This is a genomic window from Aquibium sp. A9E412, assembly GCF_030398335.1.
GTDB lineage: Bacteria > Pseudomonadota > Alphaproteobacteria > Rhizobiales > Rhizobiaceae > A9E412.
Genome location: NZ_JAOAOP010000003.1, coordinates 139,438 through 165,222, shown reverse-complemented (window position 1 = coordinate 165,222; position 25,785 = coordinate 139,438). Strand labels below are relative to the sequence as shown.

22 protein-coding genes and 1 pseudogene are annotated in these 25,785 nt (G+C 72.0%); 9 read left to right on the top strand and 14 right to left on the bottom strand.

All coding sequences use genetic code 11. The features are described from left to right. Positions 1 to 12 precede the first annotated feature (12 nt). From N1F89_RS02955 to N1F89_RS02940, 4 genes are read right to left on the bottom strand one after another with little or no spacing between them, the layout of a single operon-like run. The gene (locus N1F89_RS02955; protein ID WP_290081333.1) at positions 13 to 1,686 is read right to left on the bottom strand and encodes an ABC transporter ATP-binding protein; all 1,674 of its coding nucleotides are present in this window, start codon (positions 1,684 to 1,686) and stop codon (positions 13 to 15) included. After that, the gene (locus N1F89_RS02950; RefSeq protein ID WP_290081331.1) at positions 1,679 to 2,509 is read right to left on the bottom strand and encodes an ABC transporter permease; all 831 of its coding nucleotides are present in this window, start codon (positions 2,507 to 2,509) and stop codon (positions 1,679 to 1,681) included. Before N1F89_RS02950 ends, N1F89_RS02955 begins: the two co-directional genes overlap by 8 nt. Positions 2,510 to 2,518: 9 nt before the next feature. Then, positions 2,519 to 3,472, bottom strand: coding sequence for an ABC transporter permease (locus N1F89_RS02945; RefSeq protein WP_290081329.1), 954 nt, complete (start codon positions 3,470 to 3,472; stop codon positions 2,519 to 2,521). A gap of 21 nt (positions 3,473 to 3,493) precedes the next feature. Next, positions 3,494 to 5,086: an ABC transporter substrate-binding protein gene (locus tag N1F89_RS02940; RefSeq protein WP_290081328.1), complete on the bottom strand. Its 1,593-nt coding sequence runs from the start codon at positions 5,084 to 5,086 to the stop codon at positions 3,494 to 3,496. A gap of 303 nt (positions 5,087 to 5,389) precedes the next feature. On the opposite strand from N1F89_RS02940, the gene N1F89_RS02935 reads away from it, so the two are divergent. Next, entirely contained in the window at positions 5,390 to 5,647 is a 258-nt protein-coding gene (locus tag N1F89_RS02935) for a type II toxin-antitoxin system RelB/DinJ family antitoxin (RefSeq protein WP_290081326.1), read from the top strand. Between the two features lies 1 nt (position 5,648). Further along, positions 5,649 to 5,807, top strand: a pseudogene (locus N1F89_RS20675) (type II toxin-antitoxin system mRNA interferase toxin, RelE/StbE family); the annotation flags it as partial. Between the two features lie 163 nt (positions 5,808 to 5,970). Here N1F89_RS20675 and N1F89_RS02925 read toward each other — a convergent pair. From N1F89_RS02925 to puuE, 4 genes are read right to left on the bottom strand one after another with little or no spacing between them, the layout of a single operon-like run. Continuing rightward, on the bottom strand, positions 5,971 to 6,582 hold the full coding sequence (locus N1F89_RS02925) for a nucleoside deaminase (protein WP_290081325.1): 612 nt from the start codon (positions 6,580 to 6,582) through the stop codon (positions 5,971 to 5,973). Beyond that, positions 6,579 to 7,082 (bottom strand): ureidoglycolate lyase, encoded by a 504-nt coding sequence (locus tag N1F89_RS02920; protein ID WP_290081323.1) that lies wholly within the window; start codon positions 7,080 to 7,082, stop codon positions 6,579 to 6,581. The genes N1F89_RS02925 and N1F89_RS02920 overlap by 4 nt, the downstream gene beginning before the upstream one ends. Then, positions 7,079 to 7,915, bottom strand: coding sequence for a bifunctional allantoicase/(S)-ureidoglycine aminohydrolase (locus N1F89_RS02915; RefSeq protein WP_290081322.1), 837 nt, complete (start codon positions 7,913 to 7,915; stop codon positions 7,079 to 7,081). The genes N1F89_RS02920 and N1F89_RS02915 overlap by 4 nt, the downstream gene beginning before the upstream one ends. 19 nt (positions 7,916 to 7,934) lie before the next feature. Further along, positions 7,935 to 9,350, bottom strand: a complete 1,416-nt coding sequence (gene puuE / locus N1F89_RS02910; protein WP_290081320.1) for an allantoinase PuuE — start codon at positions 9,348 to 9,350, stop codon at positions 7,935 to 7,937. Positions 9,351 to 9,723: 373 nt separating this feature from the next. Between puuE and uraH the strand changes: the two genes are divergently transcribed. From uraH to xdhC, 4 genes are all read left to right on the top strand, one after another. After that, positions 9,724 to 10,083, top strand: a complete 360-nt coding sequence (gene uraH, locus N1F89_RS02905; RefSeq protein ID WP_290081317.1) for a hydroxyisourate hydrolase — start codon at positions 9,724 to 9,726, stop codon at positions 10,081 to 10,083. A gap of 3 nt (positions 10,084 to 10,086) precedes the next feature. Further along, a complete protein-coding gene (xdhA, locus tag N1F89_RS02900) occupies positions 10,087 to 11,565 on the top strand; it encodes a xanthine dehydrogenase small subunit (protein WP_290081315.1) in 1,479 nt (492 codons plus the stop codon). Positions 11,566 to 11,590: 25 nt separating this feature from the next. Next, the gene (xdhB, locus tag N1F89_RS02895) at positions 11,591 to 13,936 is read left to right on the top strand and encodes a xanthine dehydrogenase molybdopterin binding subunit (protein WP_290081314.1); all 2,346 of its coding nucleotides are present in this window, start codon (positions 11,591 to 11,593) and stop codon (positions 13,934 to 13,936) included. An 82-nt stretch (positions 13,937 to 14,018) separates the two neighbouring features. Continuing rightward, on the top strand, positions 14,019 to 14,822 hold the full coding sequence (gene xdhC / locus N1F89_RS02890) for a xanthine dehydrogenase accessory protein XdhC (protein WP_290081374.1): 804 nt from the start codon (positions 14,019 to 14,021) through the stop codon (positions 14,820 to 14,822). Between the two features lie 21 nt (positions 14,823 to 14,843). Here xdhC and N1F89_RS02885 read toward each other — a convergent pair whose 3' ends face one another. Continuing rightward, complete coding sequence (locus N1F89_RS02885; protein ID WP_290081312.1) at positions 14,844 to 15,764, bottom strand: LysR family transcriptional regulator; 921 nt, start codon at positions 15,762 to 15,764, stop codon at positions 14,844 to 14,846. Positions 15,765 to 15,900: 136 nt separating this feature from the next. On the opposite strand from N1F89_RS02885, the gene N1F89_RS02880 reads away from it, so the two are divergent. The 3 genes from N1F89_RS02880 to N1F89_RS02870 are packed head-to-tail and all read left to right on the top strand — an operon-like array spanning position 15,901 to position 19,717. Beyond that, complete coding sequence (locus N1F89_RS02880) at positions 15,901 to 17,124, top strand: urate hydroxylase PuuD (RefSeq protein WP_290081311.1); 1,224 nt, start codon at positions 15,901 to 15,903, stop codon at positions 17,122 to 17,124. Beyond that, positions 17,121 to 18,428, top strand: coding sequence for a guanine deaminase (guaD, locus tag N1F89_RS02875; protein ID WP_290081309.1), 1,308 nt, complete (start codon positions 17,121 to 17,123; stop codon positions 18,426 to 18,428). The genes N1F89_RS02880 and guaD overlap by 4 nt, the downstream gene beginning before the upstream one ends. After that, entirely contained in the window at positions 18,425 to 19,717 is a 1,293-nt protein-coding gene (locus N1F89_RS02870; protein WP_290081308.1) for a glycerate kinase, read from the top strand. Before guaD ends, N1F89_RS02870 begins: the two co-directional genes overlap by 4 nt. A gap of 132 nt (positions 19,718 to 19,849) precedes the next feature. Here the strand turns inward: N1F89_RS02870 and N1F89_RS02865 are convergent, their stop codons facing one another. From N1F89_RS02865 to N1F89_RS02845, 5 genes are all read right to left on the bottom strand, one after another. Next, positions 19,850 to 21,331, bottom strand: a complete 1,482-nt coding sequence (locus N1F89_RS02865; RefSeq protein WP_290081307.1) for a UdgX family uracil-DNA binding protein — start codon at positions 21,329 to 21,331, stop codon at positions 19,850 to 19,852. Next, the gene (locus N1F89_RS02860; protein ID WP_290081306.1) at positions 21,328 to 22,560 is read right to left on the bottom strand and encodes a putative DNA modification/repair radical SAM protein; all 1,233 of its coding nucleotides are present in this window, start codon (positions 22,558 to 22,560) and stop codon (positions 21,328 to 21,330) included. Before N1F89_RS02860 ends, N1F89_RS02865 begins: the two co-directional genes overlap by 4 nt. A 124-nt stretch (positions 22,561 to 22,684) precedes the next feature. Then, on the bottom strand, positions 22,685 to 23,659 hold the full coding sequence (locus tag N1F89_RS02855) for a WD40 repeat domain-containing protein (protein WP_290081304.1): 975 nt from the start codon (positions 23,657 to 23,659) through the stop codon (positions 22,685 to 22,687). A gap of 37 nt (positions 23,660 to 23,696) precedes the next feature. After that, positions 23,697 to 24,767: a GTP-binding protein gene (locus tag N1F89_RS02850; RefSeq protein WP_290081303.1), complete on the bottom strand. Its 1,071-nt coding sequence runs from the start codon at positions 24,765 to 24,767 to the stop codon at positions 23,697 to 23,699. 94 nt (positions 24,768 to 24,861) lie between these two features. Next, the gene (locus N1F89_RS02845) at positions 24,862 to 25,638 is read right to left on the bottom strand and encodes a creatininase family protein (protein WP_290081300.1); all 777 of its coding nucleotides are present in this window, start codon (positions 25,636 to 25,638) and stop codon (positions 24,862 to 24,864) included. Between the last annotated feature and the right edge of the window lie 147 nt (positions 25,639 to 25,785).

Genomic DNA, 25,785 nt, shown 5'->3' with positions numbered 1-25,785 from the left:
GCGCGGGCCGGCTCAGTGGCCGGCCGCCTCCATGCGCCGGCTCTCGATCGCCTTTTCCAGCCAGCCGACCTGCATCTCCGGCACCGAGGACAGAAGCAGATCGGTGTAGTCGTCGAAGGGCGGCGACAGCACCTCGGTCTTGGTGCCGTAGCGCACCACCTTGCCCTGGAACATCACGGCGATGGAATCGGCGATGGCGCGCACCGTCGCCAGGTCGTGGGTGATGAACAGATAGGCGACGTCCTGCTGCTTCTGCAGCTCGAGCAGAAGCTTGAGGATGCCGTCGGCGACCAGCGGGTCGAGCGCGCTCGTCACCTCGTCGCAGATGATGAGCGAGGGCTTGGCGGCGAGCGCGCGGGCGATGCACACGCGCTGCTTCTGGCCGCCGGAGAGCTCGGCCGGATAGCGCTCGGCGAAGCCGTCGCCCATCTCGATCTGGTCGAGCAGCTCGGCGACGCGGCGGTCGCGCTCGGCGCCGCGCATGCCGAAATAGAACTCGAGCGGCCGGCCGATGATGGTGCGCACCGTCTGGCGCGGGTTCATCGCCACGTCGGCCATCTGGTAGATCATCTGCAGCTCGCGCAGGTCCTCGCGGCCGCGCTGCGCCAGCGCCGGCGGCAGCGTGCGCCCGGCAAAGGTGATCGTGCCCTCGATCGGCGGCAGCAGGCCGGTGATGACGCGCGCCAGCGTCGACTTGCCGGAGCCCGATTCGCCGACCACGGCCAGCGTCTGGCCGGGATGGACGGCGACCGAGACGTCCTCCAGCACCTTCAGCGAGCCGGCATAGGCGGCGGTGATGCGCTCGGCGGTGAGCACCGGCTCGGGCGTCGGCCGCTTCTCCTCGTGGCGGATCGAGCGCACCGAGACCAGCGCGCGGGTGTAGTCCTCACGCGGCGCCTCGATGATCTGCCGCGTCTCGCCGTGCTCGACCATCTTGCCGTGGCGCAGCACCATGATCTCGTCGGAGACCTGCGCCACCACCGCAAGGTCGTGGGTGATGTAGAGGGCGGCGACGTCGGTGTCGCGAATGGCGTCCTTGATGGCGGCCAGCACGTCGATCTGCGTCGTCACGTCGAGCGCCGTGGTCGGCTCGTCGAAGACGATCAGGTCGGGCTGCGGGCACAGCGCCATCGCCGTCATGGCGCGCTGCAGCTGGCCGCCGGAGACCTGGTGCGGGAAGCGCCGGCCGAAGCTCTCGGGGTCCGGCAGGCCGAGGCGGGCGAACAGCGCGACGGCACGCTCCTCCGCCTCGCGCCGCGACGCCACGCCGTGCTCGAGCGTGGCCTCGACCACCTGGTCCATCAGCCGGTGGGCGGGGTTGAAGGCGGCCGCCGCCGACTGCGCGACGTAGCAAACCTCGCGGCCGCGCAGCGCGCGCAGGCCGCGCACGCCGAGCCGGCGGATGTCGCGGCCGTTGAGCACAACCTCGCCGCCGGTCAGCCGCACGCCGCCGCGGCCGTAGCCCATGGCGGCGAGCCCGATGGTCGACTTGCCGGCGCCCGATTCGCCGATCAGGCCGAGCACCCGGCCGCGCCGCAGGGCGAGCGACACGTCGTCGACGATGACGATGTCGTGCGGGTCCTCGCCCGGCGGATAGACGGTCGCCTCGATGCGCAGGTTGCGGATGTCGAGCAGCGCGTCGTCGCCGCCGCTCGCCGGCGCGCGCGCGGTCGCGGTCTCAGACATTGCCGCGGCCTCCCTTCAGGTCCGTGGTGCGGTTGAGGATCCAGTCGGCCACCAGGTTGACGGAGATGGCGAGCGCGGCGATGGCGCCGGCCGGGATCAGCGCGGCGGGAATGCCGAACACGATGCCGTCCTTGTTCTCCTTGACCATGCCGCCCCAGTCGGCCTCCGGCGGCTGCACGCCGAGGCCGAGGAACGACAGCGCCGACAGGAACAGGACGGCGAAGATGAAGCGCAGGCCGAGCTCGGCGACGAGCGGCGACAGCGCGTTGGGCAGGATCTCGCGGAAGATGATCCAGCCGCGCCCCTCGCCGCGCAGCCGCGCGGCCTCGACGAACTCCATCACGTTGATGTCGGCGGCGACCGCGCGCGACAGCCGGTAGACGCGCGTCGAATCGAGCAGTCCCATGACGAGGATCAGCGTGATGATCGTCGACGGCAGCACCGACAGGACGACGAGGCCGAAGATCAGCGTGGGGATCGACATCAGGAGGTCGACGAAGCGCGACATCAGCGTGTCGAACCAGCCGCCGACCACCGCCGCGGTGAAGCCGAGGATCGAGCCCATGGTGAAGGACAGCACCGTCGCCAGCCCGGCGATGAAGATCGTCACGCGGGCGCCGTAGATCATCCGCGACAGGAGATCGCGGCCGATGTTGTCGGTGCCGAGCCAGTGCTCGGCGGAGAACGGCTCCCACACGTCGCCGACGATCTCGGCCATGCCGTAGGGCGCGATCAGCGGCGCGAAGACCGCCGTCAGCAGGAACAGCGTCGACAGCACCAGCCCGACGAGGGCCGCGATCGGGATGCGGCGAAGGTCAAGCATGGCCCGGCCTCATCGCGGATGCCGCAGGCGCGGGTTGGCGAGGATGGCGGCGATGTCGGCGATCATGTTGAGCACGATGTAGACGGTGGCGAAGATCAGGCCGACGGCCTGCACCACCGGCACGTCGCGCTTCGACACGTGGTCGACCAGATACTGGCCCATGCCGGGATAGACGAAGATCACCTCGACCACGACGACGCCGACCACCAGGAAGGCCAGGTTGAGCATGACGACGTTGACGATCGGCGCGATGGCGTTGGGCAGGGCGTGGCGGCGGATGATGTCGAACTGCGACAGGCCCTTGAGCTCGGCCGTCTCGATGTAGGCCGACTGCATGACGTTGAGGATCGCCGCGCGCGTCATGCGCATCATGTGCGCCAGCACCACCAGGGTGAGGGCGGCGGCCGGCAGCGCGATGCCGCGCATGCGGTCGACGAAGGGCATGCCGTCATAGACGGTCGAGACGCTGGGGAACCAGCCGAGCTTCACCGCGAAGAAGAAGATCAGCACGTAGCCGATGAAGAACTCCGGCAGCGAGGTCGAGGCCAGCGCGGTGCCGGAGATCGCCTTGTCGATCAGCCCGTTGCGATAGCGCACCGCGAGCAGCCCGAGCAGGATGGCGAGCGGTACCGACACCGCCGCCGCCCAGAAGGCGAGGAACAGCGTGTTGCCGAGCCGCCGGCCGATCGATTCGGCGATGTCCTGCCGGTTGGACAGCGCGGTGCCGAGATCGCCGGTCAAGACGCCGCCGAGCCACTGGAAGTAGCGGACGATCGCCGGCTGGTTGAGGCCCATCTCCTCGCGCAGGTTCTCCAGCGCCTGCGGCGTGGCCGCCTGGCCGAGGATCGACTGCGCCACGTCGCCGGGCAGGATCTCGGTGCCGGCGAAGATCAGGACGGAGACGGCGAACAGCAGCAGCACGCCCAGCGCGAGGCGCTGGGCGATCAGCCGCAGGACGGGCAAGCCTCCCGAACCGTTCACCGATCAGGCCTGGTCGAGCCACACCCGGATCGCTGCACGCAGGTTGGAGGTCTCGTGGTTGGGATCGGCGATGAAGCCCTTCACCTCCTCGCGGCGGGCGTCGATGAAGTCGTTGAACATCGGCAGGATCAGCCCGCCGTCGTCGCGCACCATCATCGCCGCCTCGCGGTACATCTCCGCGCGCTTGGCGTTGTCGAGCTCGGCGCGCGCCTCGAGGATCAGCTTGTCGAAATCGTCGCGGAAGAAGCGCGTGTCGTTCCAGTCGGCGCTCGAGATGTAGGCGGTCGAGTACATCGAATCCTGCGTCGGCCGGCCGCCCCAGTAGGAGGCGGAGAAGGGCTGCTTGTTCCACACCTCGCTCCAGTAGCCGTCGCCCGGCTCGCGCTGGATGGTGAGGTCGATGCCGGCGGCCTTGGCCTGCTGCTGGAAGAGCTGCGCGGCGTCGACGGCGCCGGGGAAGGCGACGTCCGAGGTGCGCAGCAGGATCGGCCCGTCATGCCCGGACTTCTTGTAGTGGAAGGCCGCCTTGTCGGGATCGTACTGACGCTGCTCGATGCCCTCGGGATAGAGCGCGTAGGCCTGGTTGATCGGGAAGTCGTTGCCGAGCGAGGCGTGGCCGACCAGGATCTGGTCGATCATCTGCTGCCGGTCGATCGCCAGCTTGAGCGCCATGCGCAGGTCGGCGTTGTCGAACGGCGCGGTGTTGCAGTGCATGATGAAGACGTAGTGGCCCTTCGACGGCACGCTCTCGATGCGCACGCCGGGGGCGCGGCCGAGCAGCGCCACCGTCTTCGGCTCGACGCGGTTGATGATGTGCACCTGGCCCGACTGCAGCGCGGCGGTGCGCGCGGTGTTGTCGTTCATCACGATGACTTCGACGGAATCGACGTGGCCCACCTCGTCGCGCCAGTAGCCGTCGTACTTCACGCCGACATGGCGCACGCCGGGCTCGTTGACCTCGACGCGGTAGGGGCCGGTGCCGATGCCGGCGTCCGGCGCGTCCATGCCGCCGTTCGGCTGGATGACCAGGTGATAGTCGGTCAGCAGCAGCGGCAGGTCGGCGTTGCCGCGCTTCAGCTTGACGACCACGTTGTCGCCGTCGGTCGACAGGTCGTCGATGTCGGTCAGCACGCCGAGCGCCGCCGACTTGGTGTTCTCGTCGGAATGGCGGCGCAGCGTCTGCACCACGTCGTCGGGGGTCAGGTCCTTGCCGTTGTGGAAGGTGATGCCCCTGCGGATCTTGAAGCGCCACTCGGCCGCGTCGTCCGAGGCCTCCCAGGATTCGGCGAGCACCGGCTGCGGCGAGCCGTCCTCGGGCGACTGGATGACGAGCAGCTCGCCCCAGGTCGAGCCGAAGTTCTGCGGCACCTGGGTGAGCCAGGTGGCGGGATCGAGGCTGTTGGTCGACTCGCCGCCGACCAGGCCCATCTTCAGCGCGCCGCCCTTCTGCGGCCCCTGCGCGGCGGCCGCGCCGGCCAGCAGCGTGTTGGCGAAGGGGGCGGCGACGCCGAGGGCGGCGGCGCGACCGAGAAAGTCGCGGCGGCTCATCTTCCCGTTCGCGACGCGGCGGCTCAGAAATTCCAGTTCCTTCGACATCGTGGTCACGCTCCCCTTGGTGGCGGTCGCCCGCACATTACGCTGGCCGGATTATTCAGCAGCTTCCCGGCAACGGCAAGCCCGTATCGGCGTAGCGATGTTCCGATTGCGACACCGCACCGTGGCCGCCGGCGCTGCCGCTGCGCGGCGCCGCGGCGCGCTTTGCGCCGTTCGGCGGCGGTTTTCGCGGGGCGGCTCGCAGCCGCGGGGAAGGGCAGGCCGGCTTGTGGACGACGCCTTGATCGCGTGGTCGATTGTAGCTACATTGAGCCACGAACGAGCTCAAACGAGACGGAGTCCGCCATGCCCGCCGACAGCGTCGTGCGCGCCCGAATCGATGCCGAGACCAAGAAGGAGGCGGCCGCCGCGCTCGCCGAGATGGGGCTTTCGGTGTCCGACTACATCCGCATGGCGCTGGTGCGCGTGGCGCGCGACAAGGCGGTGCCGTTTGCGGTCAAGGTGCCGAACGCGGTGACGGTCAAGGCGATGAAGGAGATCGACCGCGGCGAAGGCAAGCGCTTCGATACGGTCGAGGAGATGTTCAAGGATCTGGGCATCTGACGTGCTCGTCGCGGTCCGGTCCAGCCAGTTCAAGCGCGACGTCCGGCTGGCCGCCAAGCGCGGCAAGAACCTCGAAAAGCTGCGCAGGCTCGTTCTGTTTCTGATCGAGGAAAGGCCGCTGCCGCATGCCTACCGCGATCACGCCCTGAAAGGCGAATGGCAGGCTTACCGGGACGCGCATGTCGAGCCGGACTGGCTGCTGATCTACCGGATTGCGGGGGGGGCGAGCTCCAACTCGCGCGCACCGGCTCGCACGCCGATCTCGTCAAGATCTAGCCCCGCGCACCCGGGGCGAGCCGCTCTCCGCCTCGCCTGGAAACGCCTTAGTCGAGCGGGATGTCGTGGCCGCCCTTGTCCGCCTGGTAGGCCTGCGACAGCGTCGCGTAGCGGCGGCCGAGCGCGGCGATACGCGCCTCGGCCTCCTCGCGTGCGGATCGCGGCAGCGCGGCGGCGAGGCGCGGGATGGCGAAGGCCGTCCAGAAGGCGTTGTCGGCGTCGTAGCCGCCCGGCTCGAGGCGGAACACCTCCTTGAGAATCCTCAGATCGTGCGGAATGGCGAAGCTGTCGCGCGAGTCCTCGTGGGAGAACAGGTAGTAGAAATTGTCGAAGCCGGTCCAGGTGATGGCCGACAGGCACAGCGAGCACGGCTCGTGCGTGGTGACGAAGACGAGATCGCCGGTCGCCGGCCGCTCGCCGCGCGGCATCTCGTAGAAGCGCTTCAGCGCGTGCATCTCGCCGTGCCACAGCGGGTTGTCGGTCTCGTTGTTGGTCTCCGCCAGCACCAGCGACAGGTCGTCCTTGCGCAGGATCGCCGCGCCGAACACCTTGTTGCCGGCCGCCACGCCCCGTTCGGTGAGCGGCAGGATGTCGTGCTCGATCACGTCGAGCAGGCGGGCGACGGGCGCGGTCGCGCGGCGCTGCGTGTCGTCGGTCATGTCGCCTCCGGAAGGTGCACCGCGTAGGGAGTCTCGAAGACGAACGCCTCGAGATTGTCGCCGTCGCCGCCGCGGTCGACGACCAGGAAGTCCTGTTCGGCGCCGATCGGGGTGAGCACGGCGTGCCAGGTGTTGCGGGCGTAGTTGACGCCCTGGCCGGGCCGCGTGAGGAAGGCCTGCGGCCGCTCCGGTCCCGCCGCGCCGTCGGCCGCCACGACGACCAGGAAGGGCCGCGGCGACAGCGGCATGAAGGCCTGGCTGCCGAAGGGATGGCGCTCGACCATCGTCAGCGCGAGCGGCATCGGGTAGGGCCGGCCGCGGAAGATGCTGATCAGCACCCGCGCGTTCGGCCCGGCGGCCTCGACACGGGCAAGGTCGTGATAGCGCGTGCACATGCCGTCGTTGATGGCGAAGTGCTCGGCGCCGTCGGTCTCGATGACCTCGCCGAAGGGGGCGAAGGCCGCCGCCGTCAGCGGCGCGGCGACGAGACGCCGGCTCACCGGTCGGCCCCCGGCCGCAGCGCCATGTGCCGGTTGACGTCCTTGTAGAGCAGGTAGCGGAAGGGGCCGGGGCCGCGTGCGACGCAGGCCTGCGGGCAGAAGGCGCGCAGCCACATGAAGTCGCCCGCCTCGACCTCGACCCAGTCGCGGTTGAGCCGGTAGACGGCGCTGCCCTCGAGCACGTAGAGCCCGTGCTCCATGACATGCGTCTCGGCGAAGGGGATGGCGGCGCCCGGCTGCAGCGTGACGATGGTCACGTGCATGTCGTGGCTGAGGTCGTCCGAGTCGACGAACCGCGTCGTCGCCCATCGCCCCTCGGTGCCGGGCATCGCCTCGGGCGCGATGTCGGCCTCGTCGGCGACGAAGGCCGCCGGCGCGGCGAGCCCGTCGACCGCCACATAGGCCTTGCGGATCCAGTGGAAGCGCAGCGGCGCGTCGGCGCCGTTGGCCGCGCTCCAGCGTGCGCCCGGCGGCAGATAGGCGAAGCCGCCCGGGCCGAGCGTGTGGCGTCGGTCGCCGATCGTCAGCGTCAGTGCGCCGTCGACGACGAACAGCGCGGCCTCGGCCGCCGGGTCGCCCTCAGGCCGGTCGCTGCCGCCGCCCGGCGCCACCTCCATGAGGTATTGCGAGAAGGTCTCGGCGAAGCCCGACAGCGGCCGCGCCAGAACCCACAGCCGGGTCGACCGCCAGTGCGGCAGGCGGCTCGCGACGATGTCGCGCAACGCGCCGCGCGGGATCACCGCATAGGCCTCGGTGAACACGGCGGTGTCGGTGGTCAGCGTCGTCTGGCCCGGCAGTCCGCCCTGCGGCACGTGGTAGCTGCGCCCGTTCATCGTCTCATCCCAACAGATCCTAGTGCGGCAGCATGTCTTTGAGGCGCAGCAGCGCGATGCGCTCGACCTGGCGGCAGGCGGTCGCCAGCTCCGCGTCGCGGTCGTTGCCGAGCCGGCGCTCGAAGGCGGCGAGGATCGCCTCCTTGGTCAGGCCCTTGACGGCGATGATGAAGGGAAAGCCGAACTTCTTCACATAGGCCTCGTTGAGGCGGGTGAAGCGGGCGCGCTCGGCGTCGGTCAGCGCGTCGAGGCCGGCCGAGGCCTGCTCGGCGGCCGATTCCGGCGTCAGCCGGCGGGCGGCGGCGAGCTTGCCGGCGAGGTCGGGATGCGCCTTGAGGACGGCGAGCCGTTCGTCGGCGCCGGCGCTGCGGAAGACGCGCGCCAGCGCGTTGTGCAGCCCGCCGGCCGAATCGTGCGCCGGGCCGAGCTCGAGCGCGAAGGCGCGCTCGGCGATCCACGGCGAATGCTCGAAGACGCCGCCGAAGCGGGCGACGAAAGCGTCCCGGTCCATGCGGCTCGGGCGCAGCGCCGGCGCCCGGTAGGGATGCACGGCCATCCAGTGGCGGGCGATCTCGCCGCGGGTGGCGAGCCAGACGTCGTCCTGCGCGCGCACATGGTCGAGGAAGCGGGCGAGCGCGGCGGCCCGGCCGGGCCGGCCGGCCAGCCGGCAGTGCAGGCCGACGCTCATCATCGCCGGGCGCCCGGCGCGGCCTTCGGCCAGCAGGGTGTCGAAGCTGTCGCGCAGATAGGCGAAGAACTGGTCGCCGCAGTTGAAGCCCTGCGCGGTGGCGAAGCGCATGTCGTTGGCGTCGAGCGTGTAGGGCACGACGAGCTGCGGGGCGATCGCGTTGCCGTGGCCGTCGTGGTCGAGCCAGTAGGGCAGGTCGTCGTCATAGGTGTCGGCGATCCAGTCGAAGCCGCCCTCGGCGGCGGCGAGCCGCACCGAGTTGACCGAGGTGCGGCCGAGATAGAGGCCGCGCGGCCGCTCGCCGGTCACCTCGGCATGCAGCGCGATGGCGGCGTCGAGGTCGGCGCGCTCGGCCGCCTCGTCGTGGTCGCGGTAGTCGATCCACTTCAGCCCGTGCGTGGCGATCTCCCAGCCGGCTTCCTGCATGGCCGCCACCTGGTCGGGCCCGCGCGCCAGCGCGCTCGCCACGCCGAATACGGTGACCGGCACCTGGGCGCCGGTCAGCATGCGGTAGAGCCGCCAGAAGCCGGCGCGCGCGCCGTACTCGTAGAGCGATTCCATGTTCCAGTGGCGCTGGCCGGGCCAGGGCTGGGCGCCGACGATCTCCGACAGGAAGGCCTCCGAGGCGGCGTCGCCGTGCAGCACGCAATTCTCGCCGCCTTCCTCGTAGTTGACGACGATCTGCACGCACACTGCCGCGCCGCCCGGCCATTGCGGATCCGGCGGGCTGGCGCCGTAGCCGCGCATGTCTCTCGGATACCGCCGTGTCACGCCGTCTGGCCCCCTTGCGCCGGGCCGGCAGGGCCCGCCGCGCTTCGTGCGGGCAAGATAGTCGAAAGCCCGCGGCCGTCATTCCCCCGAAAAAATTTGAAAGTCTTTTTGTCGCCGTTCGCCGCCCGCCCCCTTATGAAAGGCGGGGAATTGCCGCAAGATCGCCGGCGATCGAGACGGCCCGCGCCTGCGGCGCGCAAACGAGGCCCGCGCCTTGCGGCGCGCAAACGAAGCCCGCGCCTTGCGGCGCGCAAACGAGGCCCGCGCGCGCGGCGCGCAAACGAAGCCCGCGCCTTGCGGCGCGCAAACGAGGCCCGCGCGCGCGGCGCGCAAACGAAGGAGGAGCCTGATGGCGGACGGCGGACGGCTGACGACGCATGTGCTGGACACCGCGGCGGGACGCCCGGCGGCCGGCATGGCGATCGCGCTCTACCGGCTGGACGGCGACCGCCGCGAGCACCTGACGACGGTGACGACCAACGCCGACGGGCGCTGCGACGGCCCGATCCTCGACGGCGCGGCGTTCTCGGCCGGTCGCTACGAGCTGGTCTTCGCCGTCGGCGACTACCTGCGCCGGAGCGGCGCGGCGCTGCCCGACCCGGCCTTCCTCGACGTCGTGCCGATCCGCTTCGGCATGGCCGAGGAGGCGCACTATCACGTGCCGCTGCTGGTCTCGCCCTACGGCTATTCGACCTACCGGGGGAGCTGAGGCGTGCCGGCGACGCGCGACCACATCCGCTTCCTGCTCAACGGCCGCACGGTGACGCTCGCCGACGTGCGGCCGGACGAGACGCTGCTCGACTATCTGCGCCTGCGCCGCGGCCTGCGCGGCACCAAGGAGGGCTGCGCGGAGGGCGACTGCGGCGCCTGCACGGTGCTCGTCGGCCGGCTGTCCGGCGACGGGCTGGTCTATGAGGGCGTCAACGCCTGCATCCGCTTCCTCGGCTCGCTCGACGCCACCCATGTGGTGACGGTCGAGCATCTCAGGCGGCCGGACGGCACGCTGCATCCCGTGCAGCAGGCGATGGTCGACATGCACGGCTCGCAATGCGGCTTCTGCACGCCGGGCTTCGTGATGGCGCTCTACGCGCTGTGGATGCGCGAGCCGGCGCCCTCGGAGGCGGCGGTGGAGAAGGCGCTGCAGGGCAATCTGTGCCGCTGCACGGGCTACGAGCCGATCGTCAGGGCCGCGCGCGCGATCTCGCGCTACGGCGCGGCCGGCAGTGATCCGCTGGTCGCCGAGCGGGAGGCCGTCGCGGCGGCGCTCGCCGGGATGCGCGACGGTGCGCGCGTGGAGATCGGCGCGGGCGGGGAGCGGCTCGCCGTGCCGGCCGACGTCGACGATCTCGCCGCCCTGCTGGCCGCAGAGCCGGAGGCGACGGTGGTGGCCGGCTCGACCGATGTCGGGCTGTGGGTGACCAAGTTCATGCGGCCGATTGCGCCGGTCGTCTTCATCGGCGGGCTCGACGGGCTGCGCGGCCTCGCGCAGGCCGACGACGGCGCGGTCACCATCGGCGCCGGCGTCAGCTATTCGCAGGCCTTCGCCTTCCTCGCCGGCCGCGTGCCGGAGCTGGCGCGGCTGATCGACCGCATCGGCGGCGACCAGATCCGCAACATGGGCACGATCGGCGGCAACATCGCCAACGGCTCGCCGATCGGCGACATGCCGCCGCCGCTGATCGCGCTCGGCGCCACGCTCACGCTGCGCCGCGGCGGTGCGCGCCGCCATCTGCCGCTCGAGGACTATTTCGTCGACTATGGCCGGCAGGACCGCCGGCCCGGCGAGTTTGTCGAGAGCGTGACGGTGCCGCTGCCGCCGGCCGATGCCGCCTTTGCGGTGCACAAGGTCTCCAAGCGGCGCGACGAGGACATCACCGCGACCCTCGGCGCCTTCCTCTTGCGGCGCGACGAGACGGGCCGCGTCGCGCAGGTGCGCATCGCCTTCGGCGGCATGGCGGCGACGCCGAAGCGGGCACTGGCGGTCGAGGCGGCGCTGACCGGCCGGCCGTGGACGCACGAGACGGTGGAGGCGGCGCTCGCCGCCTTCGAGGAGGATTTCCGCCCGCTGACCGACATGCGCGCCTCGGCCGAATACCGCATGCTCGCCTCGAAGAACCTGCTGCGCCGCTTCTTCCTGGAGACCGGCGGCGCGGACCGGCCGGTGCGCCTGACGCGCCACGCGGCGGCATGACCGGCAGGGGCAGGGGACGAAGGCGATGACCAAGCACCAGACGGTGGAGCGCGGAACGGCGAAGATCCGCGGCGGCGTGGCCACCGACGAGCGGCACGATTCGGCGCACAAGCACGTCACCGGCGAGGCCGTCTACATCGACGACATGGCCGAGCCGATCGGCACGCTGCACGCCTATCTCGGCCTGTCGGAGGTGGCGCACGGCACCATCCGCTCGGTGGATCTTTCGGCCGTGCGCGCAGCGCCCGGCGTCGTCGCCGTGCTGACGGCCGACGACGTGCCGGGTGTCAACAATGTCAGCCCGACCGGGCGCGACGAGGAGCCGATCTTCGCGCGCGACACGGTGCTGTTCATGGGCCAGCCGATCTTCGCGGCGGTCGCCGAGACGCGCGAGCAGGCGCGCCGCGCCTGCCGCCTGGCCAAGGTCGAGTACGACGCGCTGCCGGCCGTCATCGACGTGGTCGAGGCGGGCGAGACGCCGCGGCTCGTCACCGATCCGCTGACGCTGCAGCGCGGCGACGCCGCGCACGCCATCGCCGCCGCGCCGCGCCGCCTCGCCGGCACCATGCGGGTCGGCGGCCAGGACCATTTCTATCTCGAGGGCCAGATCGCGCTCGCCATGCCGGGCGAGGACGGCGACATGCAGGTGTTCTCCTCGACCCAGCATCCGAGCGAGACGCAGCACATGGTGGCGCACGCGCTCGGCGTGTCGTCGCATGCGGTGACGGTCGACGTGCGGCGCATGGGCGGCGGCTTCGGCGGCAAGGAGACCCAGGCCAACCTGTTCGCCGCCGTCGCCGCGGTGGCGGCGCGGCTCACCGGGCGCGCCGTCAAGGTGCGGCCGGACCGCGACGACGACATGATCGCCACCGGCAAGCGGCACGACTTCCTGATCGACTACGCGGTCGGCTTCGACGACGAAGGCAACATCCGCGGCGTCGACTTCACCTATGCCGCGCGCTGCGGCTTTTCCGCCGACCTGTCGGGCGCGGTGACCGACCGGGCGCTGTTTCACTGCGACAACGCCTATTACTGGCCGGCGGCCAAGGCGGTGTCGGCGCCGATCTTCACCAACACCGTGTCGAACACCGCGTTTCGCGGCTTCGGCGGGCCGCAGGGCATGCTGGGGGCGGAACGGGTGATCGAGGAGGTCGCCTTCGCCACCGGACGCGACCCGCTCGAGATCCGCCGGAAGAACTTCTACGGCGGCGAGGGGCGCAACGTGACGCCCTACCACCAGACGGTCGAGGACAACGTCGTCGAGCGCATCGTCGCCGAGCTCGAGGCGGACTGCGACTATGCCCGCCGGCGCGCCGAGATCGCCGCCTTCAACCGCGACAGCCCGGTGATCCGCCGCGGCCTGGCGCTGACGCCGGTCAAGTTCGGCATCTCCTTCACCGCCACCCACTTCAACCAGGCCGGCGCGCTCGTCCACGTCTACACCGACGGCTCGGTGCATCTGAACCACGGCGGCACCGAGATGGGGCAGGGGCTCTACGTCAAGGTCGCGCAGGTGGTGGCCGAGGAGTTCCAGATCGACATCGACCGGGTGAAGATCACCGCCACGACCACCGGCAAGGTGCCCAACACCTCGGCGACGGCCGCCTCGTCGGGCTCCGACCTCAACGGCATGGCCGCCCAGGCGGCCGCGCGCACCATCAAGCAGCGGCTGATCGACTTCGCCGCCGAGTTCTACGAGCTGCCGCGCGAGCAGATCGTCTTCCTGCCCAACCGGGTGCGGCTCGGCAACCAGGAGCTGCCCTTCGAGGAGGTGGTCAAGCAGGCCTATGTCGCGCGCGTGCAGCTCTCGGCGACCGGCTTCTACAAGACGCCCAAGATCCACTGGGACCGCGACGCCGGGCGCGGCCACCCCTTCTACTATTTCGCCTATGGCGCGGCGGCGGCCGAGGTGGCGGTCGACACGCTGACCGGCGAATCCATGGTCGAGCGCGTCGACATTCTGCACGAGACCGGCCGCTCGCTGAACCGGGCGATCGACATCGGCCAGATCGAGGGCGGCTTCGTGCAGGGCATGGGCTGGCTGACCACCGAGGAGCTGTGGTGGGACGACAAGGGCCGGCTGCGCACGCATGCGCCGTCGACCTACAAGATCCCGCTCGCCTCCGACCGGCCGAAGGTCTTCAACGTCGCGCTCGCCGACTGGTCCGAGGCGCACGAGCCGACCGTCCACCGCTCCAAGGCCGTCGGCGAGCCGCCCTTCATGCTCGCCATGTCGGTGCTGCACGCGCTGTCCGACGCGGTGGCGAGCGTCGCCGACCACCGCATCTGTCCGCGCCTCGACACGCCGGCCACGCCCGAGCGCGTGCTGATGGCGATCGAGCGGCTGCGCGCGGAGGCCGCCGCCGGCTGAACGGACGGGCACTGCTCTTGCCGCCCCTCGCGTTGCGCCCGGCGGGGCGGTAAGGATCGGCCGAACGATGGCAGAGCGCACGATGACCGAGACGACCGCCAGCCTCGAGGCCTTCCTCGCCGCCGCACCGGCCGCTGCGCTGGTCGAGGTGACGGAGGCGAAGGGCTCGACGCCGCGCGAGGCCGGCGCCTGGATGCTGGTCTCGCCGACGGCGATCTTCGGCACCATCGGCGGCGGCCGGCTCGAGTTTCTGGCGATCGAGCGGGCGCGCGCGCTGATCGCCAGCAATCTCGCCTCCGGCGCGCTCGACATCCCGCTCGGGCCGGAGATCGGCCAGTGCTGCGGCGGCCGCGTCGGCCTGGCGATCGTGCTGGCCGACGCGCCGACGCGCCGGGCGCTCGCCGCGCGGCTTTTGGCGGAGGAGGCCGGACGGCCGCAGGTCTGCCTGTTCGGCGCCGGCCATGTCGGCCATGCGCTGGCCGCCGCGCTGGCGCTGCTGCCGGTGCGCACCAGCGTGATCGAGACGCGGGCGGAGGCGCTCGAGGGGCTGCCGGCGACGGTCGAGGCGCGGCTTTCCGCGGTGCCCGAGGACGCCGTGCGCGCGGCGCCGGCGGGCGCCGCCTTCGTGGTGCTCACGCACGACCACGCGCTCGATTTCCTGATCGTCGGCGAGGCGCTGGCGCGCGGCGACGCCGCCTATGTCGGCATGATCGGCTCGAAGACCAAGCGCGCCACCTTCGCGCGCTGGTGGCGCGAGCAGGGTGGCGACCCGGACCGGCTCGCCCGCCTCGTCACGCCGATCGGCGGCCTGGCGGCGCGCGACAAGCGGCCGGCGGTGATCGCGGCGATGACGGCGGCCGAGGTGATGGCGGCGCTGGCGCGGTAGGGCGCGTGCGGCGCCGCGACGTCACCGCCCGGCCAAGGTCTCGCCGATCATGCGCTGGCAGCGCTCGGCCATGAAGTCGAGCAGCAGCCGCACCTTGGGGTCCTGGAACTTCTTGTGCGGGTAGAGCGCGGCAAGCTTGACCGGCAGCGGCGGATAGTCCGAGAGGATGACCTTGAGGCGGCCGTCGCGCAGGAACGGCTCGATGTCGAAGCGCGGCTTGTTGACGATGCCGCGCCCGGCCAGCGCCCAGCCGGTGACGACGTCGCCGTCGTCGGAATCGAACGGCCCGCCGACCTCGAACTTCTTCGGTCCGTCCGGCGTGCGCAGCGTCCAGGAGTGCTCGCGCGCGCCGGGAAAGCGCAGCATCAGGCAGTCGTGGCGCTGGCCGACCAGCTCTTCCGGCCGCTTCGGCTCGCCGCGCCGGGCGAGATAGGCGGGGGCGGCGGCCAGCACCCGCTCGCACTCCATGATGCCGCGCATGCGCAGGCTGGAATCCTCCAGCAGGCCGAGCTTGAAGGCGACGTCGATGCCCTCGCGCATGATGTCGACCTCGTGGTCGGACAGCCTGAGCCGCACCTCGATGTCGGGGTAGCGGTCGCGGAACTCGGGAATGCCGGAGGCGATCAGCCGGCGGCCGAGGCCGAGCGGCGCGGTGACCTTGATGGTGCCGCGCGGCTGGCCCGACAGCGCCGCGACGGCGGCCTCTGCCTCGCCGACGGCGTCGAGCACCCGCTTGGCGCCGCCGTAGAAGACCTGGCCGTGCTCGGTCGGGGTGAGCTGGCGCGTCGTGCGGTTGAACAGCCGCACGCCGAGGTGCTTCTCCAGCTCCTTGATGCGGTTGGAGGCGACGGCCGGCGAGATGCGCATGTCGCGGCCGGCCGCCGACAGGTTGCCGAGCTCGACCACGCGCACGAACACCGCGATGTTGTCGAGATAGGCCATGCGCTGTGCGTCCTTGTGCGATGCCGGTGGCGGGCGGCATTATTTTCCACTTTTTTTTGAAAGTCATCGGGCGTCGTCACCCTTTCGGATCGCCGCGCAAGCCGTAAAGTCGGGCCGACACGGGCGAGGATACCGCATGAACGAGTTCGCAATCTTCTGGGAGTGGCTGGCCTTCGCCGCGCGCTGGCTGCACGTGGTCACCGCGATTGCCTGGATCGGCTCGTCCTTCTACTTCATCGCGCTCGATCTCGGCCTGCGCCAGCGCCCCGAGCTGCCGCCCGGCGCGCATGGCGAGGAGTGGCAGGTGCATGGCGGCGGCTTCTACCACATCCAGAAATACCTGGTCGCGCCGGCGACGCTGCCCGAGCACCTGACCTGGTTCAAATGGGAATCCTACGCCACCTGGCTGTCGGGCTTCGCGCTGCTCGCCATCCTCTACTACGCCGGTGCCGACCTCTATCTGATCGACCGCACCGTGCTCGACGTCTCGGCGCCGGTGGCGATCGGCCTGTCGGTCGCCTCGATCGCGCTCGGCTGGCTGGTCTACGACCTGCTGTGCAAGTCGCCGCTCGGGCGCAGCGACACCGGGCTGATGCTGGTGCTGTTCGCCGTGCTGGTGGCGATGAGCTGGGGCTACACGCAGATCTTCTCCGGCCGCGCGGCGCTTCTGCATCTCGGCGCCTTCACCGCGACCATCATGTCGGCCAACGTGTTCTTCATCATCATCCCGAATCAGAAGGTGGTTGTCGCCGACCTCAAGGCGGGGCGCACGCCGGCGGCGATCCTCGGCCAGCAGGCCAAGCAGCGCTCGCTGCACAACAACTACCTGACCCTGCCGGTCATCTTCCTGATGCTGTCGAACCATTATCCGCTCGCCTTCGCCACGCAGCACAACTGGGCGATCGCGGCGCTGGTGTTCCTGATCGGCGTCCTGATCCGCCACTACTTCAATTCGCTGCATGCCGGGCGCGGCAATCCGCACTGGACCTGGGCCGGCTCGGTGGTGCTGTTCATCGTCATCATATGGCTGTCGAGCGAGCCGGAGACGCTCGACGGCCTGGCCGAGGCGCCGCCCTCGCCGGTGGCCGAGGCGTTCATGGCCTCGGAGCACTTTCCGGCCGTGCGCGACACGGTGATGGGGCGCTGCGCCATGTGCCATGCGGCGGTGCCGGGCTGGGAGGGCGTGCGCCGGCCGCCCAAGGCGGTGGCGCTCGACAGCGCCGTCGAGATCGCCGAGCGGGCGCGCGAGATCTACCTGCAGGCCGGCGTCAGCCGGGCGATGCCGCCGGGCAACGTGTCGGGGCTGACGGAGGCCGAACGGGCGCTGATCGTCACCTGGTTCGAGGAGGTGCGCCGGTGAGCCGCACGCTGATCCGCGGCCGCGTGCTGTCGTTCCTGGCCGAGCCGGCCGGACCCGACGACCACGCCGCCGTCGCCTACGAGGAGGACGGCGCGGTGCTCGTCGAGGACGGCATCATCCGCGCGGCGGGCGACCACGCCGCGGTGGCGCCGGCGGCCGAGGGGGCGCGGCTGGCCGACCACCGGCCGCATCTCGTCATGCCCGGCCTGATCGACGCCCACGCGCACTATCCGCAGATGCAGGTGATCGCCAGCTACGGCGCCGAGCTGCTCGACTGGCTGAACCGCTACACCTTTCCCGAAGAGTGCCGCTTCGCCGACCACGACCATGCCGCGCGCATCGCCGGCCTCTATCTCGACGAGCTGGTGCGCCAGGGCACGACGACGGCCGCCGTCTACTGCACCGTGCACCGCGCCTCGGCCGAGGCGTTCTTCGAGGCCGCGCTCGCCCGCGACATGCGCATGATCGCCGGCAAGGTGCTGATGGACCGCAACGCGCCGGACGGGCTGACCGACACCGCACAGGCCGGCTACGACGACAGCAAGGCGCTGATCGCCGCCTGGCACGGCCGCGGCCGGCTGCACTACGCGATCACGCCGCGCTTCGCCATCACCTCCTCGCCGGCGCAGCTCGAGGCGGCCGGCGCGCTGGCGGCCGAGCACCGCGCGCTGCACGTGCAGACGCACCTGTCGGAAAATCACGCCGAGATCGCGCTGACGCGCGAGCTCTACCCGCAGGCGCGCGATTATGCCGACGTCTATGCGCGCTACGGCCTGCTCGGGCCGCGCAGCCTGATGGGCCACTGCATCCACCTTTCCGATCGCGAGGCCGACGCGCTGGCCGACAGCGGCTCGGTCGCCGTGTTCTGCCCGACCTCGAACCTGTTCCTCGGCTCCGGCCTGTTCGCCGACCGGCGGCTGCGCACGCGGGCGCGGCCGCTGCGCGTGGCGACGGCCACCGATGTCGGCGGCGGCACCAGCTTCTCGATGCTCAAGACGATGGACGAGGCCTACAAGGTGGCCGCGCTCGCCGGCGAGAAGGTCGATGCGCTGCGCTCCTTCTGGCAGCTCACGCGCGGCAACGCCGAGGCGCTGTCGCTCGACGCGCACATCGGCACGCTGGAGCCGGGCCGCGACGCCGACCTGGTGGTGCTCGACGCGCGGGCGACGCCGGCCATGCGGCTGCGCATGGAGAGGGCGCAGACGCTGGCGGAGGAGCTGTTCGTGCTGCAGACGATGGGCGACGACCGTGCCGTGGCCGAGACCTATGTCGCGGGCCGGCCGGCCAAGACGGTGCCGGCATGAGCGCGCGGGCGGCGCCGGCGGCGGGCCGGCAGGCGCCGCGGGCGCTGTTCGAGGCGCTGTTCGACGCGGCGGTGGCGGCGGCCGACCCGGCCGAGACGATCCGCGCCCACCTGCCGGCGCGGCCGCGCGGCCGCACGGTGGTGATCGGCGCCGGCAAGGCGGCCGCGCAGATGGCGCGCGCCTTCGAGGCGGCGTGGGACGGGCCGCTCGAGGGGCTGGTCGTCACCCGCTACGGCTATGCCGCCGACTGCCGGCGCATCGCGGTGGTCGAGGCGGCGCATCCGGTGCCCGACGCGGCCGGGCTCGACGCGGCGCGCCGGCTGATGGCGCTGGTCTCAGGCCTCGGCGGCGACGACCTTCTGGTGGCGCTGGTGTCGGGCGGCGGCTCGGCGCTGCTGCCGGCGCCGCCGCCGGGGCTGACGCTGGCCGACGAGATCGCCGTCAACGAGGCGCTGCTCGCCTCCGGCGCGCCGATCTCGGCGATGAACGCCGTGCGCAAGCACGTCTCGGCGATCAAGGGCGGTCGGCTGGCCGCCGCGGCGCATCCCGCCCGCGTCGTCACGCTCGTCGTCTCCGACGTGCCGGGCGACGACCCGGCGCTGGTCTCCTCCGGGCCGACGGTGGCCGACGCCACGACGCCGGCCGACGCGCTCGCCGTGGTCGAGGCCTACGGCCTGGCGCTGCCGGCGTCCGTCATGGCGCATCTGCGCTCGGCGGCGGCCGCCGCGCCGGCGCCCGATGACGCGCGGCTTGCCGGCAACACGGTCGAGGTGATCGCCTCGGCGGCGCGCTCGCTGGAGGCGGCCGCCGTCGCCGCGCAGGCGCACGGCATCGAGGCCGTCATCCTGTCCGACGCCATGGAGGGCGAGGCGCGCGAGGTGGGCCGCGTGCATGCCGCGATCGCCCGCGAGGTGGCGCTGCGCGAGCGGCCCTTCCTGCGCCCGGTGGTGATGCTGTCGGGCGGCGAGACGACGGTGACGCTGGCGGGGCCGGGTGGCCGCGGCGGGCGCAACACGGAGTTCCTGCTCGCCTTCGCGCTGGCCGCCGAAGGGCTGGAGCGGGTGCACGGCTTCGCCGCCGATACGGACGGCATCGACGGCTCGCAAAGCAACGCCGGCGCGTTCGCCGACGGCGCCAGCGCGGCGCGCATGCGCGCCGCCGGGCTCGATCCGCGGGCGCTGCTCGCCCGGCACGATTCCTGGGGCGCCTTCGCGGCGATCGGCGACCTGTTCGAGCCGGGGCCGACCGGCACCAACGTCAACGACCTGCGCGCGGTGCTGGTCGGCTGAGCCGCCACCCGGTGCGGCTGGAGCGGCGAACGCCTTCCGCAGCAGGTGGAGGACCGGCTTCATGCCGCCCGCGTCGGCCGTGTCGTGGAGCACGCGCAGCACGGTCTTGCCGGCCTCCCGGCGGCGGCGCGGTCAGGCCGCGGCGGCGGCCCGCACGGCGCGCAGATCGTCGAGGAAGCGGGCGCGCTCGGCCGCCTTCTCGGCCTCGTCGCGCAGGCGCAGGACGTAGGACGGGTGGATGGTCAGGAAGACGGCGAGGCCGTCGTCGCGCTGCACGGTGCGGCCGCGCATGCGGGTGACCGGCAGCGCCTTGCCGAGCAGGCCCTGGATCGCCGTCGCGCCGAGCGCCACGGCGAGCCTGGGCCGCACCAGGCCGAGCTCCTTGTCGAGCCACCAGCGGCAGGCGCGCACCTCGCCGGCATTCGGCTTCTGGTGGATGCGCCGCTTGCCGCGCGGCGTGAACTTGAAGTGCTTGACGGCATTGGTGACGTAGACCGAGCGCCGCTCGATGCCGGCTTCCTCCAGCACCGAATCGAACAGCCGCCCCGCCGGTCCGACGAAGGGCTTGCCGGCGATGTCCTCCTGGTCGCCCGGCTGCTCGCCGACGAAGACGAGCCGCGCGTCGCCGGGCCCCTCGCCGAACACGGCCTGCGTGGCGTCGCGCCACAGCGGACAACGCCGGCAGTCGGCCGCCGCGTGCGCCAGCGCGTCGAGCGTGGTGGCGTCGGCGCCCGGCTCGCCGCTGCCGGACGGGCGGCCGGCGGCGTCGGCGGGCGCCGCCCACAGGCGGCGCTGCAGGCTGTGGTGATGGGCGGGCGGAGCGCTCGGCATGGCCTCGATCATCCTGTCGCTGGCGCGGCCGGCGCCGCGGATCATCTCGGGAATGAGCCGCGCCTCCGGCAGGTTCCGCCAGTATTTCTTCGGCATCTCGGCCTGCATCGCCTTCACCTTGAGACGGGCGGGATTGAAGATGCTGGTGAAGTAGGTCTGCCACAGCGCTTCCGCCGCGTCTTCGCACGGTGCGTCCTCCCGCCGCGCGCCCGGTCCGATCGTCAGCCGCGTGCCGTCCCAGTCGGCCGAGGCGTCCGGCGTCAGGATCGTCCAGCGCATGCCGGTGAAGCGGCGCACGAAGAAGGGGGCGTTGCGTTCGACGATGTGGTGGTCCGGCTCGAACCAGGCGACGTGGCGCGGCGGGTCGCTCTCGGCCAGCCGGCGAAAGCGCACGAAGGCGCGCATCTTGTGGCCGTCGCGCCGCACCGCCTTCTCGAGCCGCGCCAGCCGGGCGACGTCGGCGTCGGAGGCGATGTCGAGCAGGCCCGGCTCGCGCGACAGCCGCCACAGCAGCCGGTAGAGCAGGGCGAAGCGCTCGGGGTCGCGGTGGCAGAGGGCCGCCGCCGCGCGCTCGGGAAAGGCGCGCGGCACCGTCGGCGCGGCGCCGGCCGCCAACGGCGGCAGCATGTGCGCACCGGCAAACAGGTCGCCCTCGCCGCCAACGAGCCAGACCACGCGCTCCGGCGCGACGGCGTTGGTCAGCAGCCGGCGGGCGGCGTTGCGCCAGCCGTCGAAATCGGCCGGGCCCGACAGCCGCACCGCATGGCGCGCCACCCCGCTCACAGCAGGCTCAGCTGCCGCGGCGGCGGCGCCAGCCGGCCGCGCAGCGCCGGATCGTCGGTCAGCCGGCCCGGCGACCAGCCTTCGGCGACGATGAAGGCCCGCACCCCGGCAACGCTGCGCACGAGACGCGCGACGTCCTCGAGCCGCAGCCGGCGGTGGCGGCGGGCGGCCAGGATGCGGTCGACGGTGCGGGTGCCGAAGCCGGGCACGCGCAGCAGCGTCTCGCGCGCGGCGCGGTTGACGTCGACGGGAAAGGCGGCGCGGTTGGCGAGCGCCCAGGCGAGCTTGGGATCGACGGCCAGATCGAGCATGCCGTCGGGCCGGCCGGCGACGATCTCGCTGCGGTCGAAACCGTAGAAGCGCATCAGCCAGTCGGCCTGGTAGAGGCGGTGCTCGCGCATCAGCGGCGGGCGCTGCGGCGGCAGGCTCGCCGCCGCGTCGGGGATCGGGCTGAAGGCGGAATAGTAGACGCGCTTCAGCCGGTAGCTGCCGTAGAGCCGCGCGCTGGTCTCCAGGATCGCCGCGTCGCTCGTCGCGTCGGCGCCGACGATCATCTGCGTCGACTGGCCGCCGGGCGCGAAGCGCGGCCGCGCCGCGCGCCGCGCCGGCTCGTGATGCTCCTCCAGCTTGCCGCGCAGATACGCCATCGACAGGCGGATCGTCTCGGGCCGCTTCTGCGGCGCCAGCCGGCGCAGGCCGGCATCCGTCGGCAGCTCGACATTGATCGACAGGCGGTCGGCGTGGAGCCCCGCCGCCTCGATCAGCTCCGCGGCGCATTCGGGGATCGTCTTGAGGTGGATGTAGCCCTGGAAGCCGTGCACCACCCGCAGCCGGCGGGCGACCTCCACCATCTCGGCCATCGTCTCGTCGGGCGAGCGGACGACGCCGGACGACAGGAACAGACCCTCGATGTAGTTGCGGGCATAGAAGGCGAGCGTCAGGCGCACCACCTCGTCGACCGTGAAGCGGGCGCGCGGCGTGTTCGAGGACGAGCGGTTGACGCAGTAGGCGCAGTCGTAGATGCAGAAGTTGGTCAGCAGCACCTTGAGCAGCGAGATGCAGCGGCCGTCCGGCGCATAGGCATGGCAGATGCCGCTGCCCTCCGTCGAGCCGATGCCGCGCGACCTGAGCGAGTTGCGCCCGGCCGCGCCGGAGGAGGCGCAGGAGGCGTCGTACTTGGCGGCGTCGGCCAGCACGGCCAGCTTGTCGCGCAGCGGGAGACGGGACATTCGTTCATGATATGTTCCATTCGTTCCGTTGACCAGCCCCCGCGTGGCACCGGCCCTGCGCGCGGTTGCCGCAGGCCCGCGCCGGCCGCCGGCCGTGTCTTGTCCGGTGCGACCGGCAGCCTCGTCAGCCGGCGATGTCGACGACGCCGCACGGTCCCGTCTCGGTGCCGAAGGCGAGCCGGCGGCCGGCGTCGTCCCAGGCGAGCGCCGTCACCGCGGCCGCGCCCGGCCGGCGCAGCAGCACCTCCTTGGCGTCGGCGATGCGCGCGGCGAGCACCATGCCGTCGGCATAGCCGATCGCCACCACGTCCTCGCCCGGATGGCAGGCGACGGCGGTGACCATCGCGTCGCCGCGCGTGCCGAGCTCGAGCGGCGCCTTGCCCATCGGCCCGTCCTTGCCCTGGAACGGCCAGACGATCGCCGCCGGCGCGCCGGAGCTCGCCAGCCAGCGCCCCTTCGCGCTCCACGACAGGCTCTTCACCTTGGCCGGATAGCCGGTCATGCGCATGTGCCGGCCGTCGGCGAGCGCCCAGCCGTGCAGCGCGTTCTCCTGCATCGTGGTGACCAGGAAGCGGCCGTCGGGCGAAAAGGTGACGCCGGTGTGGGCGCCGGCCCATTCGAGCTCGACGGGGCGGCCCTGCGCGGCGGGAAAGTGCAGCGTGGCGCCGTTGTAGCGCGCAACGGCGAGGCGCAGGCCCTTGGGCGCGAAGGCGAGGCCCTCCACGGTGCGGGCGTGCTCGAAGCTGCGCGTCGTGCCGTCGGCCAGCCGCACATGGGCGAGCCGGCCCGTCGCATAGGCGACCGCGCCCTGCGGCCCGGCCGCCACCTGGCCGATCCACTTGCGGCCGGCCTCGGCCAGGCACTGCGCCTCGCCGCCGGGTCCGAGCGCCATGACGCGGCCGTCCTCGCCGCCGGTGACGAGCCGGCCGGCCGCGCGGTCATGCGCGGCGGCGAGCAGGCCGTCATGCAGCGCGGTCGATTTGTGGCCGTGGTCGAGGCGGTGGACGACGCCGTCGGCGAGCGCGAAATGCGGCACGTCGGCGAGCCAGGCGACGGCGACGCAATGGCCGTCGAGGTCGAGCGGGGCGACGGTCGGCATCAGCCGGCCGCCGGCGCCGGGGCGGGCGCGATGCGGCTCATGCCGGCGCCGCCTGGCACGCCTCGAAGGTGCGCGCGAGGCGTTCGCGGTCGAGGTTGCGGCCGATGAAGACCATGCGGCTGCGGCGCGGCTCGTCCGGCTTCCAGGGGCGCTGGTGGTCGCCCTCGACGATCATGTGCACGCCCTGCACGACATAGCGCTCGGGATCGTCGCGGAAGGCGACGATGCCCTTGAGGCGCAGGATGTCGGGGCCGTCCATCTGCGTCGTCTTCTCGAGCCAGGGGAAGAAGCGCTTGGGGTCCATCTCGCCGGCCGACAGCGCGATCGAGGTGACCGTCGGGTCGTGGATCGGCGCCGGGCCATGGGCGTGGCCGTGGTCATGGCCGTGATCGTGATGCGCGTGGTCGTGGTGGTCGTGCCCGCAGTCGGGGCCGCAGACATGGTCCGGGTGATCGTGGTCGAGGAAGTGCGGATCGTTGTCGAGGGCGCGCTTCAGGTCGAAGGCGCCGCGGTCGAGCACCTCGGCGAGGTCGACGCCGGCGCGCGTGGTGCGGTGGATGCGGGCGGCCGGATTGATGGCGCGGATCGTCGCCTCGACGCGCTCCAGCGCCGCGGCGTCGACCAGATCGGTCTTGTTGAGCACGACGACGTCGGCGAAGGCGATCTGGTCCTCCGCCTCGCGGCTGTCCTTCAGCCGGTCGGGCAGGTGCTTGGCGTCGACCAGGGCGACCACCGCGTCGAGCCGCGTCTTGGCGCGCACGTCCTCGTCCATGAAGAAGGTCTGCGCCACCGGCGCCGGATCGGCCAGCCCCGTGGTCTCGACGACGATGGCGTCGAAGCGGCCGGGCCGGCGCATCAGCCCCTCCACGACACGCACCAGGTCGCCGCGCACCGTGCAGCACACGCAGCCATTGTTCATCTCGTAGATCTCCTCGTCGGATTCCACGATCAGGTCGTTGTCGATGCCGATCTCGCCGAACTCGTTGACGATGACGGCGTAGCGGCGGCCGTGGCTCTCGCTGAGGATGCGGTTGAGCAGCGTCGTCTTGCCGGCTCCCAGATAGCCGGTCAGAACGGTGACCGGGATTTGCGCGTCGGCGTGTGCCATGGAGAAACCTCGCGGACCAAGGGGACTGGAAGATCGGCGGGCGCGGCCCGTCTGGCGCCCCATATAGGACGGCGCGGGCGGCATTGCACGGGGCTCAGCGCGCCGGCGCGGCGTCGAAATGGCCGAGATCGAAGGCGGCGATGTCGGCAAGCAGCTCGGCCAGCCCTTCGACCGCGTGGTCGACGATGCGGCGGCCGGCCGCCGCACTGGCGGCGGCCGCGTTGCCGGTGGCGCCTTCGGGCGACAGGTCGCGCATCATCCAGCCGAAGGCGTGCGGGCCGTAGGCGCGCAGATGGCGGAAGCGGTCTTCGAAGCCGGCCTGGGCGGAGGCGAAGTCGGCCGCCTTGTCCATGGCGACCAGCTCCGGCGCCAGCGCCAGCATCACCGAGGTCTCGATGAAGCCGGCATGGATGCCGAGCGCGCGCTCGCGCGCGTCCACCACCTCGGCCGGGTAGCCGAAGCGCGTCCAGCTCGTCGTCGCGACCAGCATCGGGTGGCGCGCGCGCAGCTCGGTCGCCGCGATCGTCATCAGCGGCGCGTTGCCGCCATGCGCGTTGAGCAGCAGAAGCCGCCGGCCGCCGGCGGCGAAGACGCGTTCGCCGGCGGCGACCCAGCGCTCGACGGCGGCGGCGAAGGACAGGCTCCGCGTGCCGGGGAAGCCGGCATGCTCGATCGAGTAGCCGACCGCCTCGACCGGCAGCACGTCGACCGCGAGGGCGGGGCGCACGCGCGCGGCGGCCGCCTGCGCCAGCCGGCCGGCGATGATGGCGTCGGTCTCGGGTGGCAGGTGCGGGCCGTGCTGCTCGGTCGCGCCGAGCGGCAGGATGGCGATGCGCCGCTGGGCGGACGGGTCGGCGAAGGCGTCTGTCATCGAATTGTCGCGCCGCTGTGGCATGAGCCGGCGGGGTGCCGGAATGCGCCGGCAAACCTAATGCCCGGAGCCGCCGCCGATCAAGCCGGCGGTGTTGCCAAACGGAGGGGCCGGACTATTGTCGCCGGTGGAGCTTGCAAGCAGGTG